This window comes from Pseudomonas sp. PB101 (assembly GCF_009764265.1).
Taxonomy (GTDB): Bacteria; Pseudomonadota; Gammaproteobacteria; order Pseudomonadales; family Pseudomonadaceae; genus Aquipseudomonas.
The window spans coordinates 118539-134514 of the sequence record NZ_RWIR01000004.1 but is presented as its reverse complement, the minus strand read 5'-3'; the positions used below and the strand labels follow the sequence as shown (position 1 = coordinate 134514).

General features: G+C 62.3%; 12 protein-coding genes. 10 read left to right on the top strand and 2 right to left on the bottom strand.

Annotated features, from left to right (window positions below; translation table 11 throughout):
• The first annotated feature begins 6 nt into the window (after positions 1 to 6).
• The 7 genes from EI969_RS00990 to abaF all read left to right on the top strand — a co-directional run bounded on the left by EI969_RS00990 (position 7) and on the right by abaF (position 7477).
• Positions 7 to 1785, top strand: a complete 1779-nt coding sequence (locus EI969_RS00990) for an aconitase X (protein WP_160385549.1) — start codon at positions 7 to 9, stop codon at positions 1783 to 1785.
• Entirely contained in the window at positions 1778 to 2443 is a 666-nt protein-coding gene (locus EI969_RS00985) for an amino acid ABC transporter permease (RefSeq protein WP_110659584.1), read from the top strand. The genes EI969_RS00990 and EI969_RS00985 overlap by 8 nt, the downstream gene beginning before the upstream one ends.
• A gap of 10 nt (positions 2444 to 2453) precedes the next feature.
• A complete protein-coding gene (locus tag EI969_RS00980; protein ID WP_160385548.1) occupies positions 2454 to 3104 on the top strand; it encodes an amino acid ABC transporter permease in 651 nt (216 codons plus the stop codon).
• Positions 3097 to 3819 (top strand): amino acid ABC transporter ATP-binding protein, encoded by a 723-nt coding sequence (locus tag EI969_RS00975; protein WP_150714425.1) that lies wholly within the window; start codon positions 3097 to 3099, stop codon positions 3817 to 3819. Before EI969_RS00980 ends, EI969_RS00975 begins: the two co-directional genes overlap by 8 nt.
• 123 nt (positions 3820 to 3942) lie before the next feature.
• Positions 3943 to 4971 carry a proline racemase family protein gene (locus tag EI969_RS00970; protein WP_110662499.1) on the top strand — a complete coding sequence of 343 codons (1029 nt, stop codon included), beginning with the start codon at positions 3943 to 3945 and terminating at the stop codon, positions 4969 to 4971.
• Between the two features lie 125 nt (positions 4972 to 5096).
• Positions 5097 to 6014 carry a dihydrodipicolinate synthase family protein gene (locus tag EI969_RS00965; protein ID WP_160385547.1) on the top strand — a complete coding sequence of 306 codons (918 nt, stop codon included), beginning with the start codon at positions 5097 to 5099 and terminating at the stop codon, positions 6012 to 6014.
• 68 nt (positions 6015 to 6082) lie between these two features.
• Entirely contained in the window at positions 6083 to 7477 is a 1395-nt protein-coding gene (gene abaF / locus EI969_RS00960) for a fosfomycin efflux MFS transporter AbaF (RefSeq protein ID WP_160385546.1), read from the top strand.
• A 110-nt stretch (positions 7478 to 7587) separates the two neighbouring features.
• Here the strand turns inward: abaF and EI969_RS00955 are convergent, their stop codons facing one another.
• Positions 7588 to 8595, bottom strand: a complete 1008-nt coding sequence (locus EI969_RS00955) for an Ldh family oxidoreductase (protein WP_160385545.1) — start codon at positions 8593 to 8595, stop codon at positions 7588 to 7590.
• Between the two features lie 354 nt (positions 8596 to 8949).
• Between EI969_RS00955 and mexE the strand changes: the two genes are divergently transcribed.
• The 3 genes from mexE to EI969_RS00940 are packed head-to-tail and all read left to right on the top strand — an operon-like array spanning position 8950 to position 14816.
• Positions 8950 to 10203 carry a multidrug efflux RND transporter periplasmic adaptor subunit MexE gene (gene mexE, locus EI969_RS00950; RefSeq protein ID WP_160385544.1) on the top strand — a complete coding sequence of 418 codons (1254 nt, stop codon included), beginning with the start codon at positions 8950 to 8952 and terminating at the stop codon, positions 10201 to 10203.
• 12 nt (positions 10204 to 10215) lie between these two features.
• Entirely contained in the window at positions 10216 to 13395 is a 3180-nt protein-coding gene (locus EI969_RS00945) for an efflux RND transporter permease subunit (protein WP_160385543.1), read from the top strand.
• Positions 13395 to 14816: an efflux transporter outer membrane subunit gene (locus EI969_RS00940; RefSeq protein WP_160385542.1), complete on the top strand. Its 1422-nt coding sequence runs from the start codon at positions 13395 to 13397 to the stop codon at positions 14814 to 14816. Before EI969_RS00945 ends, EI969_RS00940 begins: the two co-directional genes overlap by 1 nt.
• A 210-nt stretch (positions 14817 to 15026) precedes the next feature.
• Here EI969_RS00940 and EI969_RS00935 read toward each other — a convergent pair whose 3' ends face one another.
• Positions 15027 to 15974: an HlyD family secretion protein gene (locus EI969_RS00935; protein WP_160385541.1), complete on the bottom strand. Its 948-nt coding sequence runs from the start codon at positions 15972 to 15974 to the stop codon at positions 15027 to 15029.
• Between the last annotated feature and the right edge of the window lie 2 nt (positions 15975 to 15976).

The following is a 15976-nucleotide window of genomic DNA, read 5'->3' as shown; positions in this document are numbered from 1 at the left end:
TCCGGCATGCCTGGGCCAATGTCTCTGACCGGGCGCAGCCTGGTCGCGGGTGCCGCGCAAGGCGCCCTGCTGTTCGCCGATGTCGGCTTGAGCTTCTGGGGCGGCGTCGATCCCTGCACGGGTGAAGTCATCGACCGCCATCACCCGCTCAGCGGCCAACACCTGGCCGGCCGCGTGCTGGCGATCCCCAGTGGTCGCGGCTCGTGCACCGGCAGCAGCGTGTTGATGGAGCTGATCAGCAACGGCCATGCACCGGCGGCATTGGTGCTGGCCGAAGCCGACGAGATCCTGACCTTGGGCGTGCTGGTGGCGCAGACCATTTTTGCCCGTTCCCTGCCGGTGCTGTGCATCGGTCGGGAGGCCTTCGCCGCCTTGCGCGGCCAGGCCTTCGCCCGGGTCGAAAATACAACGCTGAGCCTGTTCGATCACCTGCCGGGCGACGCCTGGCAGGCGCTGGACAGCCCATTGGCAAACACTGACGGCAGCGCCTCGATCAGGCTCACCGAGCACGATCGGGCGCTGCTCGATGGCCGGCATGGCAAGGCCGCGCAAATGGCCATGCAGATCGTCCTGCGTATGGCCGAACTGCAGGGTGCCGAGCACCTGGTGGATGTCACTCAGGCACACATCGACGGCTGCATTTACACGGGACCTGCGAGCCTGCGCTTTGCCGAGCAACTGGTGCAATGGGGCGCAAAAGTACGAGTACCCACCACCCTCAATTCAATTTCCGTCGACCAGCGCCGCTGGCGCGAACTGGGGATCGACCCGGCACTGGGTGAACCGGCCAGTGCCTTGGGCGATGCCTATATGGCGATGGGCGCACAGCTCAGTTTCACCTGCGCGCCCTACCTGCTCGACACTGCACCGAAGGCTGGCGAACAAATCGTCTGGGCGGAATCCAACGCAGTGGTCTACGCCAACAGCGTGCTCGCTGCACGTACCCTGAAGTACCCGGATTACCTGGACATCTGCATCGCCCTCACTGGTCGCGCCCCCCTGATCGGCTGCCACCTGGACGCGCAACGCAAGGCCCGGCTGCAGATCGAGTTGCCGGCCCTCGGTGAACTGGACGATGCCTTCTACCCGCTGCTCGGTTACCACATTGGTGCCCTGTCCGGCAGTCGTGTGCCGCTGGTGCTGGGACTGGAACAACGCAAGCCGAGCCTGGACGACCTCAAAGCCTTTGGCGCGGCCTTCGCCACCACCTCTGCGGCGCCACTGTTCCACATCGCCGGGGTCACCCCGGAGGCCATTGACCCGGCGCAGGTGCTGGATGCGGACACTGCCATTGCCGTGGAAAAAATCCGCCTGAAGGACCTGCTGTCGAGCTGGCGCGAACTCAACAGTGCCCGCGATAACCGGGTGGATGTGGTGTCGCTGGGTAACCCGCACTTTTCCCTCAGCGAGTTCGCTCACCTGGCGCGACTGTGCCGGGGACGTCAAAGACACCCGCAGGTGGTGCTAGCCATCACTTGCGGCCGTGCCGTGCTGGAGCAAGCCCGCGAGGCCGGGCACATCGCCGTGATCGAAGCGTTTGGCGCGACCCTGGTCACCGACACCTGCTGGTGCATGCTCGGCGAACCCGTCATCCCCCTGGCGGCTGAAACCCTGATGACCAACTCGGGCAAATACGCCCACTACGCACCGGGCCTGGTCGGCCGCAAGGTGCACTTCGCCAGCCTTGCCGAATGCGTCGACGCGGCCTGCACCGCAACGGCCAGCGGACGTTTGCCGGCCTGGCTTCAACCTGCTGCCCTACTGGAGAGCCCAGCGCATGTTTGACTACAGCTTCCAATGGCGCTCCGCCCTGCGCGCCCTGCCGGACATGCTTGCCGGTGCCATCGTCACCTTCGAAACCGCCGCGCTGTCGATGATCTTCGGCGTGCTGATCGCCCTGGCCCTGACGGTGATGCGCGAGGCCAAACACCCATTGCTGCGCGGGTTCGGCAACGGTTGGGTATCGATTGCCCGCAACACCCCGTCGCTGTTCCAGATCTACATCCTCTACTTCGGCCTCGGTTCGCTGAACCTGCACGTCAGTTCCTGGTTCGCCCTGCTGGCCGGGATCACCTTCAACAATGCCGGGTACCTGGCGGAGAACTTTCGCGGCGGCCTCAAGGCCGTGCCGAACACGCAGGTGCGTGCGGCGCGTTCCCTCGGCATGAGTGCCTTCCAGGCCTACCGCATGATCATCGTCCCGCAACTGCTGCGGATCGTGTTCTACCCGCTGACCAACCAGATGGTCTGGGCGGTGTTGATGACGTCGCTGGGGGTGATCGTCGGGCTGAACAATGACCTGACCGGTGTGACCCAGGAATACAACGTCAAGACCTTCCGCACCTTCGAGTATTTCGCCATTGCGGCGGCGTTGTATTACTTGATTGCCAAGGCGATCGTCGCGGCAGCCCGGCTGATGGCCTGGCGGTTGTTCCGTTACTGAGGAGCTGTCCATGTTTTCCACCGATTTTTCCTCGAATGACCTGATGTTCCTGCTCAACGGTGCGTGGGTCACGATGCAACTGACGTTCTGGTCGATCATTCTCGGCTCCGTGGCCGGGTTGTTCTTCGGTCTGCTGCGGGCCTTGCTGCCACGGGCCAGCCTGCCGCTGGCGTGGGTGCTGGACGTGTTTCGCAGCGTGCCGTTGCTGATCCAGTTCGTGCTGTTCAACTCACTCAAAAGCATCGTCGGCCTGAACATCAGCGCCTTCAGCGTCGGCTGCATTGTGTTGGGGGTTTACGCGGCGGCGTATTTCACCGAGATCGTGCGTGCCGGCGTGCTGGCGGTGCCGTTCACCGTACGACGGGCCAGTCGCTCGCTGGGGTTGAGCTTCTTGCAGGACCTGCGCTGGATCGTCCTGCCGATGGCCACCCGGGTAGCGTTCCCCGGCTGGCTGAACCTGGTGCTCGGTGTCATGAAAGACACCGCGCTGGTGATGTGGATCGGCATCGTCGAACTGCTGCGCGCCTCGCAAACCATCGTTACCCGCATCCAGGAACCGTTGCTGGTGCTGTGCGTCGCGGGCCTTATCTACTACGTCATGAGCCTGGTGGTCGCACGCCTGGGCGCTCGTCTGGAAAGAAGGTGGCAAGAAAATGATTGAGATCGACAACGTACATAAATCCTTCGGCAACCTCGAAGTGGTCAAGGGCGTCAACCTGACGGTGAACAAGGGCGAAGTGGTGTCGATCATCGGCGGCTCCGGCTCCGGCAAATCGACCTTGCTGATGTGCATCAACGGCCTGGAACCGATCCAGAAAGGCAACATCCGCGTTGACGGCGTCGAAGTCCATCACAGCGCCACCGACCTCAATCGCCTGCGGCAGAAAATCGGCATTGTGTTCCAGCAATGGAATGCCTTCCCGCACCTGACGGTGCTGGAAAACGTCATGCTCGCGCCGCGCAAGGTGCTGGGCAAGAGCAAGGCTGAAGCTGAAGAACTGGCGGTCAAGCAACTGACCCACGTCGGTCTGGGCGACAAGCTCAAGACCTTCCCCGGCAAGCTGTCCGGTGGACAGCAACAACGCATGGCCATCGCCCGCGCCCTGGCCATGTCACCGGACTACATGCTGTTTGACGAAGCCACCTCGGCCCTCGACCCGCAGTTGGTCGGTGAAGTGCTGGACACCATGCGCATGCTCGCCGAAGACGGCATGACCATGGTGCTGGTGACCCACGAAATCCGCTTTGCCCGGGACGTGTCCGACCGTGTGGCGTTTTTCCGCAATGGCCTGGTGCATGAGATCGGTTCGCCGGATCAGGTGATTGGCAATCCGGTGCGTGCGGAGACTGCAGCGTTTCTGAAATCTGTGAAATGACAACTGGCCTCATCGCTGGCAAGCCAGCTCCCACAGGTTTGGTGGTGTATGCAACAACCCAAATCACTGTGGGAGCTGGCTTGCCAGCGATGAGGCCCTGACAGACAACACAAGGATCAAGTCATGCGTTCATCAAAAGTCATTCATGTAGTCAGTTGCCACGCCGAAGGCGAAGTCGGCGATGTGATCGTCGGCGGCGTCGCCCCGCCGCCCGGTGCCACCGTGTGGGAACAGTCGCGCTGGATCGCCCGGGACGAAACCTTGCGCAACTTCGTCCTCAACGAACCCCGCGGCGGCGTGTTCCGCCACGTCAACCTGCTGGTCCCGGCCAAGGACCCACGTGCGCAGATGGCCTGGATCATCATGGAACCGGCGGACACCCCGCCGATGTCCGGCTCCAACTCGTTGTGCGTCGCCACGGTATTGCTCGACAGCGGCATCCTGCCCATGACCGAGCCGCAAACCCGCCTGGTCCTGGAAGCGCCCGGCGGCCTGATCGAAGCCGTGGCCGACTGCCGGGATGGCAAGGTGCAACGGGTAGAAGTGAAAAACGTGCCGTCCTTCGCTGATCGACTGGATGCGTGGATTGAAGTCGAAGGCATCGGCTCGCTGCAGGTTGACACCGCCTATGGTGGCGACAGTTTCGTGATTGCCGATGCCAAAGGCCTGGGTTTCTCCATCCGCCCGGATGAAGCGGCCGACCTGGTCGCGGTCGGGCTGAAAATCACTCGAGCGGCCAACGAACAACTGGGCTTCGTGCATCCGCTGAATCCCGAGTGGTCGCACATTTCCTTCTGCCAGATCGCCGCGCCCATCGTCCATGAGAACGGCATCGCCACCGGCGCCAATGCGGTAGTGATTCAACCGGGCAAGATCGACCGCTCCCCCACCGGCACGGGTTGCTCGGCGCGCATGGCGGTGTTGCAGGCCAAAGGCTTGATGCAGGTTGGCGAGCGCTTTGTCGGCCGTTCGATTATCGGCTCCGAGTTCCACTGCCGCATTGATTCGCTGACCGAAGTCGCCGGCCGCGCCGCGATTTACCCGTGCATTTCCGGCCGGGCGTGGATCACCGGCACCCATCAATTGCTGCTCGACCCAAGTGATCCGTGGCCACAAGGCTATCGCCTGTCCGACACCTGGCCCGGCGCCTGATCACGCCATCGCTGAACCCTCAGGTCAACGGCCAGTAACTTCCCTGAAAAGCAAATAAAGCACGGGTCGAGTTTTGTCATTTTAACAAACGTATACGAAATACTATTAACCAAGCGGAGACAACAATGAGCAAGCGCATTAACTGGAGTGGCGTCTTCCCGGCGGTGACCACTCAATTCAACGATGACTTTTCCATCAACCTGGAAAAAACCCATCAGGTGATTGCCAACGTGATCCGCGACGGCGTGTCAGGCCTGGTGGTCTGCGGCTCGGTGGGTGAAAACACCTCGCTGAGCGCCGAAGAGAAAATCGCCGTGACCGAGGTCGCTGTCGATGCCGCCCGTGGTCGCGTCCCGGTGATTTGCGGCGTGGCCGAGTTCACCAGCGTACAAGCGGCCAAGGTCGCCAATGCCGTACGCCGGGTCGGGGTCGATGGCGTGATGCTGATGCCGGCGCTGGTCTACGGTTCCAAGCCGTTCGAGACCGCCGAGCATTACCGCTACGTGGCGAAAAACGCCGACGTGCCGCTGATGGTCTACAACAACCCGCCTATCTATAAGAACGACGTCACCCCGGACATCCTGATTTCCCTGGCCGACTGCGACAACGTGGTGTGCTTCAAGGATTCTTCCGGCGACACCCGCCGCTTCATCGACGTGCGCAACGAAGTCGGTGACCGTTTCGTGTTGTTCGCCGGCCTCGACGACGTGGTGCTGGAAAGCATCGCCGTGGGTGCCGAAGGATGGGTCTCGGGCATGTCCAACGTGTTCCCGAAAGAAGGCGAAACCATCTTCCGCCTGGCCAAGGCCGGTCGTTTCGCCGAAGCCATGCCGATCTACGAATGGCTGATGCCGATCCTGCACCTCGATGCCCGTGCCGACCTGGTGCAGTGCATCAAGCTGTGCGAAGCCATTGCCGGTCGCGGCAGCGCCTTGACCCGTCCGCCACGCCTGGCCCTGCCGGAAGCCGACCGCGTATTCGTCGAGCAGATCATGGCCAAGGCGTTGGCCAACCGCCCGGAACTGCCGGACGTCGGTCTCTGAGTGATTGCCGGGCAGGCCCTTACCGGCCCGGCTGCCCATTTTTCTGCGCCTTAACAAGGTACGTCAGCATGTCGAATCCTCAACACACGCAAAGCGCAACCACACCCTCGGGACTCAAACGCGTAGTGGCCGCCGCCATGGCTGGCACCGTCGCTGAATGGTATGAGTTCTTTCTCTACGGCACCGCCTCGGCATTGGTTTTCGGCAAGCTGTTCTTCCGCCAGACCGACAACCCCATCGACGGCATCATCGCCGCCTTCGCCTTGTACGCGGTCGGCTTTCTCGCCCGGCCGTTGGGCGGTTTGGTATTCGGTCACTACGGTGACAAATTCGGCCGCAAGCGCCTGCTGCAACTGAGCCTGGTCGTGGTCGGCATTACCACCTTCCTCATGGGTTGCCTGCCTGGTTTCGACCAGATCGGTTACGCAGCGCCGGTGCTATTGGTGCTGTTGCGGTTGATCCAGGGCTTCGCTTTCGGTGGCGAATGGGGCGGCGCGATTCTGCTGGTGTCCGAACACTGCCCGGACAATCGTCGGGGCTTCTGGGCCAGTTGGCCGCAAGCCGGGGTGCCGGCCGGCAACCTGGTGGCCACGGTCGCCCTGCTGCTGTTGTCGTCGAACCTGTCAGAGCAGCAGTTCCTTGCCTGGGGCTGGCGCGTGGCGTTCTGGTTCTCGGCGGTCGTCGTGTTGATCGGTTACTGGATTCGCACCAGCGTCGATGACGCACCGATCTTCAAGGAAGCCCAGGCCCGTCAGGCACAGACCAAACAGCAACAGCTCGGCGTGGTGGAAGTGCTGCGTCATCACTGGCGTTCGGTGCTGGTGGGAATCGGCGCACGTTTTGCCGAGAACATCCTCTACTACACCGTGGTGACGTTCTCGATTACCTATCTGAAACTGGTGGTGCACAAGGACACTTCGCAAATTCTGCTGCTGATGTTCGGCGCGCACCTTGTGCACTTTTTCCTGATCCCGTTGATGGGCTATCTGTCGGACATCATCGGGCGCAAGCCGGTGTACCTGACCGGCGCGGTGCTGACAGCGTTCTGGGGGTTCATCGGTTTTCCGATGATGGACACCGGCAACAACTGGCTGATCATGGCCGCCATCACCCTGGGCCTGGCCATCGAGTCGATGACTTATGCGCCCTACTCGGCACTGATGGCTGAACTGTTCCCGACCCACGTACGCTACACCGCTCTGTCCCTGTGCTACCAGGTGGCGCCGATCTTCGCCGGTTCCCTGGCACCGCTGATCGCCATCACCTTGCTCAACAAGTACCACAGCTCGACGCCGATCGCCTGGTATCTGGTCGGCGCCGCGCTGATTTCCGTGGTGGCTGTCGGCCTGACCCGCGAGACCCGTGGCAAGTCGTTGCGCCAGGTGGATGCCGAGTCGGCGGCGCGGATTGCTGCGCTGGACCCAGCCCCGACCAGCCCACGCCGGGCCGATTCTGTGGCCTGAGTAAAGCCCTGTAGGAGCGAGCTTGCTCGCGATGGACGTCAACGATAACGCGTGTTGCCAATGGAAACGTTGTCCTTGCGTTTTTCGCGAGCAAGCTCGCTCCTACTGAATCAGCCGAGCAAGGCCTTGAGGTCGTTGTACAGCGCCTCGGGAATTTGCACGCCTTCCACCAGGCTGCGTACCCGCGCCGCGTAACGTCGTTGCGACGGCAAGCGCGCGCCCTGCCCTTCAATGCCCTGGAACAAGGCTTCGGCCCGGGCCAGATGTTCTTCTGTCGCGTCCCCCAGAAAGCGCCGAGGGTCCAGGGCGATGATCAACTCGCCATGGTACGGCGACGACTTGCTGCCCCCGTCGTAAGCCAACGACTCGGCACTGGTCAGGTCACCGATCAGCGGCCCGGCGATCAATTCCACCATCGCCGCCAGCGCCGAACCCTTGTGCCCGCCGAACGTCAGCATCGCGCCGCTGTCGAGCACCACGTCGGCGTCAGTGCTCGGCCGGCCCTGGGCGTCCACGCCCCAACCTTCGGGAATCGCCTTGCCGGCACGCCGGTGCAGTTCGATCTCACCACGGGCAATCGCGCTGGTGGCGAAGTCGAACACAAACGGATCCTGCCCCGCACGCGGCCAACCGAAGGCAATGGGATTGGTACCGAACACCGGCAGTCGTCCTCCCGCCGGCGCCACCCAGGCGTGGCTCGGATTACACGCCAGTGCCACCAGGCCGGCTGCCGTCAACTGCTCGATCTCCACCCACAGCGCCGAGAAATGGACACAGCGGTTGATGGCCAACGCCGCAATGCCGTTGGCCCGGGCTTTGTGCGCCAACAACGGCAATCCGGCCTGAAACGCCAACTGCGAAAAGCCACCGCCAGCATCCACCCGCACAATCGACGGCGCCTGGTCGATCACCTGTGGCTCGGCATCGGCTGACACCTTGCCGGCCCGCAGGGAATTCACACACCCCAGAATCCGGTACAAACCGTGGGAGGCACAGCCATCACGTTCGCCGACAACCACCGTCGCCGCCACCGCTTGTGCATGGGCCAGATTAAAACCGTTGTGCAACAGGATCGATTCGGCCAACTCGCGGGCTTCGATCAGGGTCAGTCGGATCATGGTCATCTCCTTGGAAAGACCGGTCAGCGTGGTCTATCCGAGGCGTCATGGCTTGATGGGTTTGGGCATTGGCGGTGACGAAACCGGCACAGCGCAGGTGGCTGACGAGATCCACTGTAGGAGCGAGCCTGCTCGCGATGGCCGCACCTCGGTCTCAAGTCCTGTTGATGCTTTTTCAGCAACACAGAAATTCGATCGATCTGATTGATAGCCCGCTAATCAAAGGTGCAGGCTAGAGGGCTGGCTCGGCTCTTATATCATTCCGAATGATAGTTACCTTCGCCCCATTCGATTCGTGAGATACAAACCCGCCGCGCATCATTCGCCAATCTCAACACATTGGCGGATGCATCCATGGAACAGTCACTCAAACATTTGCGCTTCCCCTTGGCTTTATTGGCCGTAGTGGTGCTCAGCGCTTGCGGCAAGGCCCCGGAAACCGCCGCCTCCATGCCCGCTGCCAAAGTCAGCGTGGCCAAGGTGCTGGAACAACCGGTCAACGAGTGGGACGAATTCACCGGGCGCCTGGAGGCGCCGGAAACCGTCGAGATTCGTCCACGGGTCTCCGGCCAGATCGATGAAGTGGCCTTCACCGAGGGCGCCCTGGTCAAGAAAGGCGACCTGCTGTTCCAGATCGACCCGCGTCCATTCCAGGCCGAAGTCCGCCGCCTCGAAGCGCTGGTCGCTCAATCGCGCGCCAATGCCACCCGCAGTGAAAACGAAGCCCAGCGCGGTGAGCGCCTGCGCACCAGCAACGCGATTTCCGCCGAGCTGGCCGATTCGCGTACCAGCGCCGCCCAGGAAGCCCGCGCCGCCGTCGGTGCCCTGCAAGCGCAGTTGGACCTGGCCAAGCTGAACCTGAGTTTCACCCGCGTCACCGCACCGATCAGCGGCCGCGTCAGCCGTGCGGAAATCACCGCCGGCAACCTGGTGACCGCCGACACCACCCCGCTGACCAGCGTGGTCTCCACCGACAAGGTCTACGCCTACTTCGACGCCGACGAGCGTGTGTTCCTCAAGTACACCGAGCTCGCCCGCCAAGGCAAGCGCGGTGCCACCACCCCGGTCTACATGGGCCTGTCCAACGAGGACGGTAACCCGCACCAGGGCGTGATGAACTTCGTCGACAACCAGGTCAACCCGAAAACCGGCACCATCCGTGGTCGCGCCGTGTTCGACAACAGCGATGGCAGCTACACCCCGGGCCTCTATGCACGCCTGAAACTGGTGGGCAGCGGCACCTACAGCGCCATGCTGATCAACGATGAAGCGGTCGGCACCGACCTGGGCAAGAAGTTCGTGCTGGTGATGGATGCCGACAACAAGACTGCCTACCGCGCAGTGGAACTGGGTCCGAAGATCGAAGGCTTGCGCATCGTGCGCAGCGGCCTGAACAAAGACGACACCATCATCGTCAAGGGTCTACAACGGGTACGCCCTGGCTCGCCGGTCACCCCTGAAGTGATTCCGATGGCCAGTGAACAGACCCTCGCGGCACTCGCACAACAACGCCAAGCGCTGGAAGCCAGCAACCTGCCTCAAGTCGCGCCTGCCAGGGTTGCGCCGGGCACGGCTGTGAAACTGGCTGCCACGACCCCACGCGGTTAAGGGATTTTTACGATGAATTTTTCCCAATTCTTCATTTCGCGGCCGATCTTCGCAGCGGTGCTGTCGCTGCTGATCCTGATCGCCGGTGCGATCTCGCTGTTCCAGCTGCCGATCAGCGAATACCCGGAAGTGGTGCCGCCGACCGTGGTGGTCCGCGCCAACTTCCCGGGTGCCAACCCCAAGGTCATCGGTGAAACCGTGGCCGCGCCGCTAGAGCAAGCCATCACCGGCGTCGAGAACATGCTGTACATGTCCTCGCAATCCACCGCTGACGGCAAGATCACCCTGACCATCACCTTTGCCCTGGGTACCGACCTGGACAACGCGCAGGTACAGGTGCAGAACCGCGTGACCCGCACCGAGCCGAAACTTCCCGAGGAAGTGACGCGCATCGGTATTACCGTGGACAAGGCATCGCCCGACCTGACCATGGTCGTGCACTTGACCTCGCCGGACAAACGCTACGACATGCTCTACCTGTCCAACTACGCCCTGCTCAACATCAAGGATGAGCTGGCGCGCCTGGGCGGTGTCGGTGATGTGCAGCTGTTCGGCTTGGGCGATTACTCGCTGCGTGTGTGGCTCGACCCGAACAAGACTGCTTCGCGCAACCTGACAGCAACCGATGTGGTCTCTGCGATTCGTGAGCAGAACCGGCAGGTAGCGGCCGGTGCGTTGGGCGCCCCGCCCGCGCCGAATGCCACCGCGTTCCAGCTCTCGGTCAACACCCAGGGCCGTTTGGTCAGTGAGGAAGAGTTCGAGAACATCATCATCCGTTCCGGCGACAACGGTGAAATCACTCGCCTCAAGGACATCGCTCGGGTTGAGCTGGGTTCCAGCCAGTACGCCCTGCGTTCGTTGCTGAACAACCAGCCGGCGGTGGCGATCCCGATCTTCCAGCGTCCGGGCTCCAACGCCATCGAGATCTCCAACGAAGTACGCTCGAAAATGGCCGAGCTGAAGAAGAACTTCCCCGAAGGCATGGACTTCAGCATCGTCTATGACCCGACGATCTTCGTGCGCGGCTCCATCGAGGCAGTGGTTCACACCCTCTTCGAAGCGCTGATCCTCGTGGTGCTGGTGGTGATCCTGTTCCTGCAGACCTGGCGCGCCTCGATCATTCCATTGGTCGCTGTACCGGTATCGCTGATCGGTACCTTCGCGGTGATGCACCTGTTCGGTTTCTCGCTCAACGCCTTGTCGCTGTTCGGCCTGGTATTGGCGATCGGTATCGTGGTCGACGATGCGATCGTGGTGGTGGAGAACGTCGAACGCAACATTGAACTGGGACTGACGCCGGTCGAAGCGACCAAAAAAGCCATGGGCGAGGTAACCGGCCCGATCATCGCCACGGCACTGGTGCTGTGTGCGGTGTTCGTACCTGCTGCGTTCATTTCCGGTCTGACGGGGCAGTTCTACAAGCAGTTCGCCCTGACCATTGCGATTTCGACGGTGATCTCGGCCTTCAACTCGCTCACCCTGTCGCCGGCACTGGCGGCGGTATTGCTCAAAGGCCACGACGCACCGAAGGACCGTTTCTCGAGGATTCTGGACAAGATGTTTGGCGGCTGGTTGTTCCGCCCGTTCAACCGCTTCTTTGAAAAGGCCAGCCATGGTTATGTCGGTACCGTTGCCCGTGTGATCCGCTCCAGCGGTATTGCCCTGGTGCTGTACGCCGGCCTGATGGTCTTGACCTTCTTCGGTTTTTCCAGCACCCCGACCGGTTTCGTACCTGGCCAGGACAAGCAATACCTGGTGGCCTTCGCGCAATTGCCGGACGCCTCGAGCCTGGACCGCACCGAAGACGTGATCAAGCGCATGTCCGAGCTGGCGCTGAAACAGCCTGGCGTGGAAAGCGCGGTGGCCTTCCCGGGCCTGTCGATCAACGGTTTCACCAACAGCCCGAACGCCGGCATCGTGTTCGTGACCCTCAAACCGTTCGACGAACGTAAAGACCCGAGCATGTCCGCAGGGGCCATTGCCGGTGCCTTGAACGGCCAGTACGCGAACATCCAGGAAGCCTACATGGCGATCTTCCCGCCGCCGCCGGTACAAGGCCTGGGCACCATCGGTGGTTTCCGCCTGCAGATCGAAGACCGGGGCAACCTGGGCTACGAAGAGCTGTACAAGGAAACCATGAACATCATCAACAAGAGCCACAGCGTGCCGGAACTGGCCGGCCTGTTCACCAGCTACACAGTCAACGTGCCGCAGGTCGATGCCGCCATCGACCGCGAGAAAGCCAAGACCCACGGCGTGGCCGTCAGTGACATCTTCGACACCCTGCAGATCTACCTGGGTTCGCTGTATGCCAACGACTTCAACCGCTTCGGCCGTACCTATCAGGTCAACGTTCAGGCCGAACAACAGTTCCGTCTTGAATCCGACCAGATCGGCCAGCTGAAAGTGCGCAACAACAAAGGCGAGATGATCCCGCTGGCGACCTTCATCAAGGTCAGCGACACCTCGGGCCCGGACCGCGTGATGCACTACAACGGCTTCATCACCGCTGAAATCAACGGTGCGGCAGCCCCGGGCTACAGCTCCGGCCAGGCCGAAAAAGCCATCGAGAAACTGCTCAAGGAAGAATTGCCCAACGGCATGACCTACGAATGGACCGACCTGACCTACCAGCAGATTCTGTCCGGCAACACCGCGCTGTTCGTGTTCCCGCTCTGCGTATTGCTGGCGTTCCTGGTGCTGGCGGCTCAGTACGAAAGCTGGAGCCTGCCGCTGGCGGTGATCCTGATCGTACCGATGACCCTGCTGTCGGCCATTACCGGCGTGATTGCCTCCGGTGGCGACAACAACATCTTCACCCAGATCGGTTTGATCGTACTGGTGGGGCTTGCCTGCAAGAACGCGATCCTGATCGTCGAGTTCGCCAAGGACAAACAGCTTGAAGGCATGACCCCGCTGGCGGCGGTCCTGGAAGCTTGCCGCCTGCGTCTGCGGCCGATCCTGATGACCTCCTTCGCGTTCATCATGGGTGTGGTGCCACTGGTGTTCTCCAGCGGTGCCGGTGCCGAAATGCGCCACGCCATGGGTGTAGCGGTGTTCTCCGGGATGCTCGGGGTGACCTTCTTCGGTCTGCTGCTGACGCCGGTGTTCTATGTGCTGATCCGTAACTTTGTCGAGCGCGGCGAGAAGCGCAAAGCTGCCAAGGCCACCCTGAAGCTGGAGTCGCATTGATGAGTTTGAAAGCCTTCCTGCCGAGCCTGCTGGTACTGGCGCTGAGCGCCTGTGCCGTGGGCCCGGACTACAAGACCGAAACCCTTGAACCGGCCAACATCACCACCGCCACCGATGGTGCGGCCGGCCAGAAGAACTTTGACCGTTCGCGTTTCGAAGGCATCTGGTGGCAGCAGTTCGAAGACCCGACCCTCAATCAGTTGGTGACGCAATCGCTGCAAGGCAACCGCGATCTGCGCGTCGCCTTCGCCCGCTGGAAAGCGGCGCGGGCGATCCGCGATGACGTCAGCAACGACGCCATGCCGACCATCACCAGCCGCGTCAGCAGTGACCTGGGCAAAGGCCAGATTCCCGGCCAGACCACCGACCGGGTCAACAGCGAACGCTACGACCTGGGCCTGGACATGGCCTGGGAGATCGACCTGTTCGGCCGCATCCAGCGCAACCTGGAATCGGCCAACGCCGAGCAGCAGGCGTTCGAGGCCGATCTGTACCAATTGCAAGTCAGCATGATTGCCGAGCTGGTGGATTCCTACGGGCAACTGCGCGGTGCGCAGTTGCGGGAGAAGATCGCCCTGGCCAACCTGCAGAACCAGCAGGAGTCGCGCAAGATCACCATCAGCCTGCGTGATGCCGGCGTTGGCGATCAGCTCGATGTCGAGCGTGCCGATGCGCGACTGGCATCGGTCGAAGCCAGCGTGCCGCAACTGCAGGCCGAGCAGGTGCGGCAGAAAAATCGCATCGCCACCCTGCTGGGGGAACGTCCGGACAAGCTGACCGTGGACCTGAGCCCCAAAGACCTGCCGGCGATCGCCAAGGCATTGCCGATCGGTGATCCGGGTGAACTGCTGCAACGTCGCCCGGACATTCGCAGTGCCGAGCGCCAATTGGCGTCGGCCACGGCACGTATCGGCGTGGCCAAGGCGGATCTGTTCCCGCGGGTCAGTCTCAGTGGTTTCCTCGGATTTACCGCCGGGCGCGGTTCGCAGATCGGCTCCTCGGCGGCCAACGCCTGGGCGCTGGGCCCGAGCATCACCTGGGCAGCGTTTGACCTGGGCAGCGTGAAGGCCCGTCTGCGCGGCGCCGACGCCGATGCCGAAGGCGCCCTGGCGACCTACGAGCAGCAAGTGTTGCTGGCCCTGGAAGAATCGGAAAACGCCTTCAGCGACTACAACAAGCGCCAACAGCGCCTGATCTCGCTGATTCGCCAGAGCGAGTCCAGCCGCTCGGCCGCCGACCTGGCAGAGATCCGCTACCGCGAAGGCAACACCGATTTCCTCGTGCTGCTCGACGCCCAGCGTGAACGCCTGGCGGCCGAAGACACCCAGGCCCAGGCCGAAGTCGACCTGTACCGCGGCATCGTCGCGATCTACAAGGCCCTCGGTGGTGGCTGGCAGCCGGAGACGGTCGCCAGCAAGTAACGGTTTTCAAAGAGCTCCTTTGGTTGGCCGCAACCAACCAATTTTTTTGCCCTGCGTCTCATTCGGTCGCGGGGCTTTTTTTGCTCTCAAAAACACCTCCCCCCCCTGTAGGAGCGAGCCTGCTCGCGATGATCGTTAACGAAGACGCGTGCAAACTGGGTAACCGCGGTGCCCTCGAGTCCATCGCCGGCAAGCCGGCTCCTACAGGGGTTAGCGGTTTTCCTGGACGGTCACGGTGGCCGTGGTTCCCGCCCTCAACTTGTCCTTGCCGGCATAGTCGGCATCGATCTCGATCCGCACCGGCACCCGCTGCGCCAGTTTGATCCAGGTGTAGCTGGGGTTGATGTTGGCCAGCAGGCGACCGCCCGGCAGGTTTTCCCGGTCGGCGATGGCAAAGGCAATGCTCTGCACTTTTCCGCCGAAGGTCTCGCCACTCATCAACTCGATCCTGACCCGGTCGCCCTCCCCGATCCTCGGCAACTTGGTTTCTTCAAAGTAACCGCTGACATAGAACGAGTCGCTGTCCACCAGTGCCAGCAATGGCCCGCCGGCCGACGCGTAGTCGCCCTCCCGGGTCAGCAGATTGGTGACATAGCCGGTCACCGGTGAGACCACGTGGGTACGCTGCAAATCGAGTTCGGACTGGGTCAGGGCCGCGATGGCCAGCTGCACGTTGGCCTGGGCCAGCACCAGATTGGCCTGGTTGCGCAGTAAGTCCGCCTGGGCTACCGAGACATCGGTGTTGGCTTTTTCCCACTCTTCGCCGGAAATCGCCGAACGATCCTTGAGCGTGCGCCGCCGTTGCTCTTCGCTCTGGCGTTGCCTGAGCAATGCTTCGCTGGCGCTAATGGCCGCCTGGGCCTGCCCGAGCGAGGCTTTCGCCACTTCGACGGCCCGCTTGGCATGCTCCACCGCCAGGGTGTAGCGCGCCGGGTCGATCTCCAGCAGCGCCTGGCCCTTGTCGACATGTTGGTTGTCCCGCACGGCCAGGCTGACGATGCGCCCCGAAACATCGGCGGACAGGGTCACCACGTCGGCCCGCACCCGGGCATCGCGGGTCCAGGGGGCGCGGGTGTAATGCTCCCAGGCAAACCAGCCGAGGATAATGGCCAGCAGCACCACCGCCAGCGTCGTGAGTCGGGAAAGGATGTTCTTCAAGG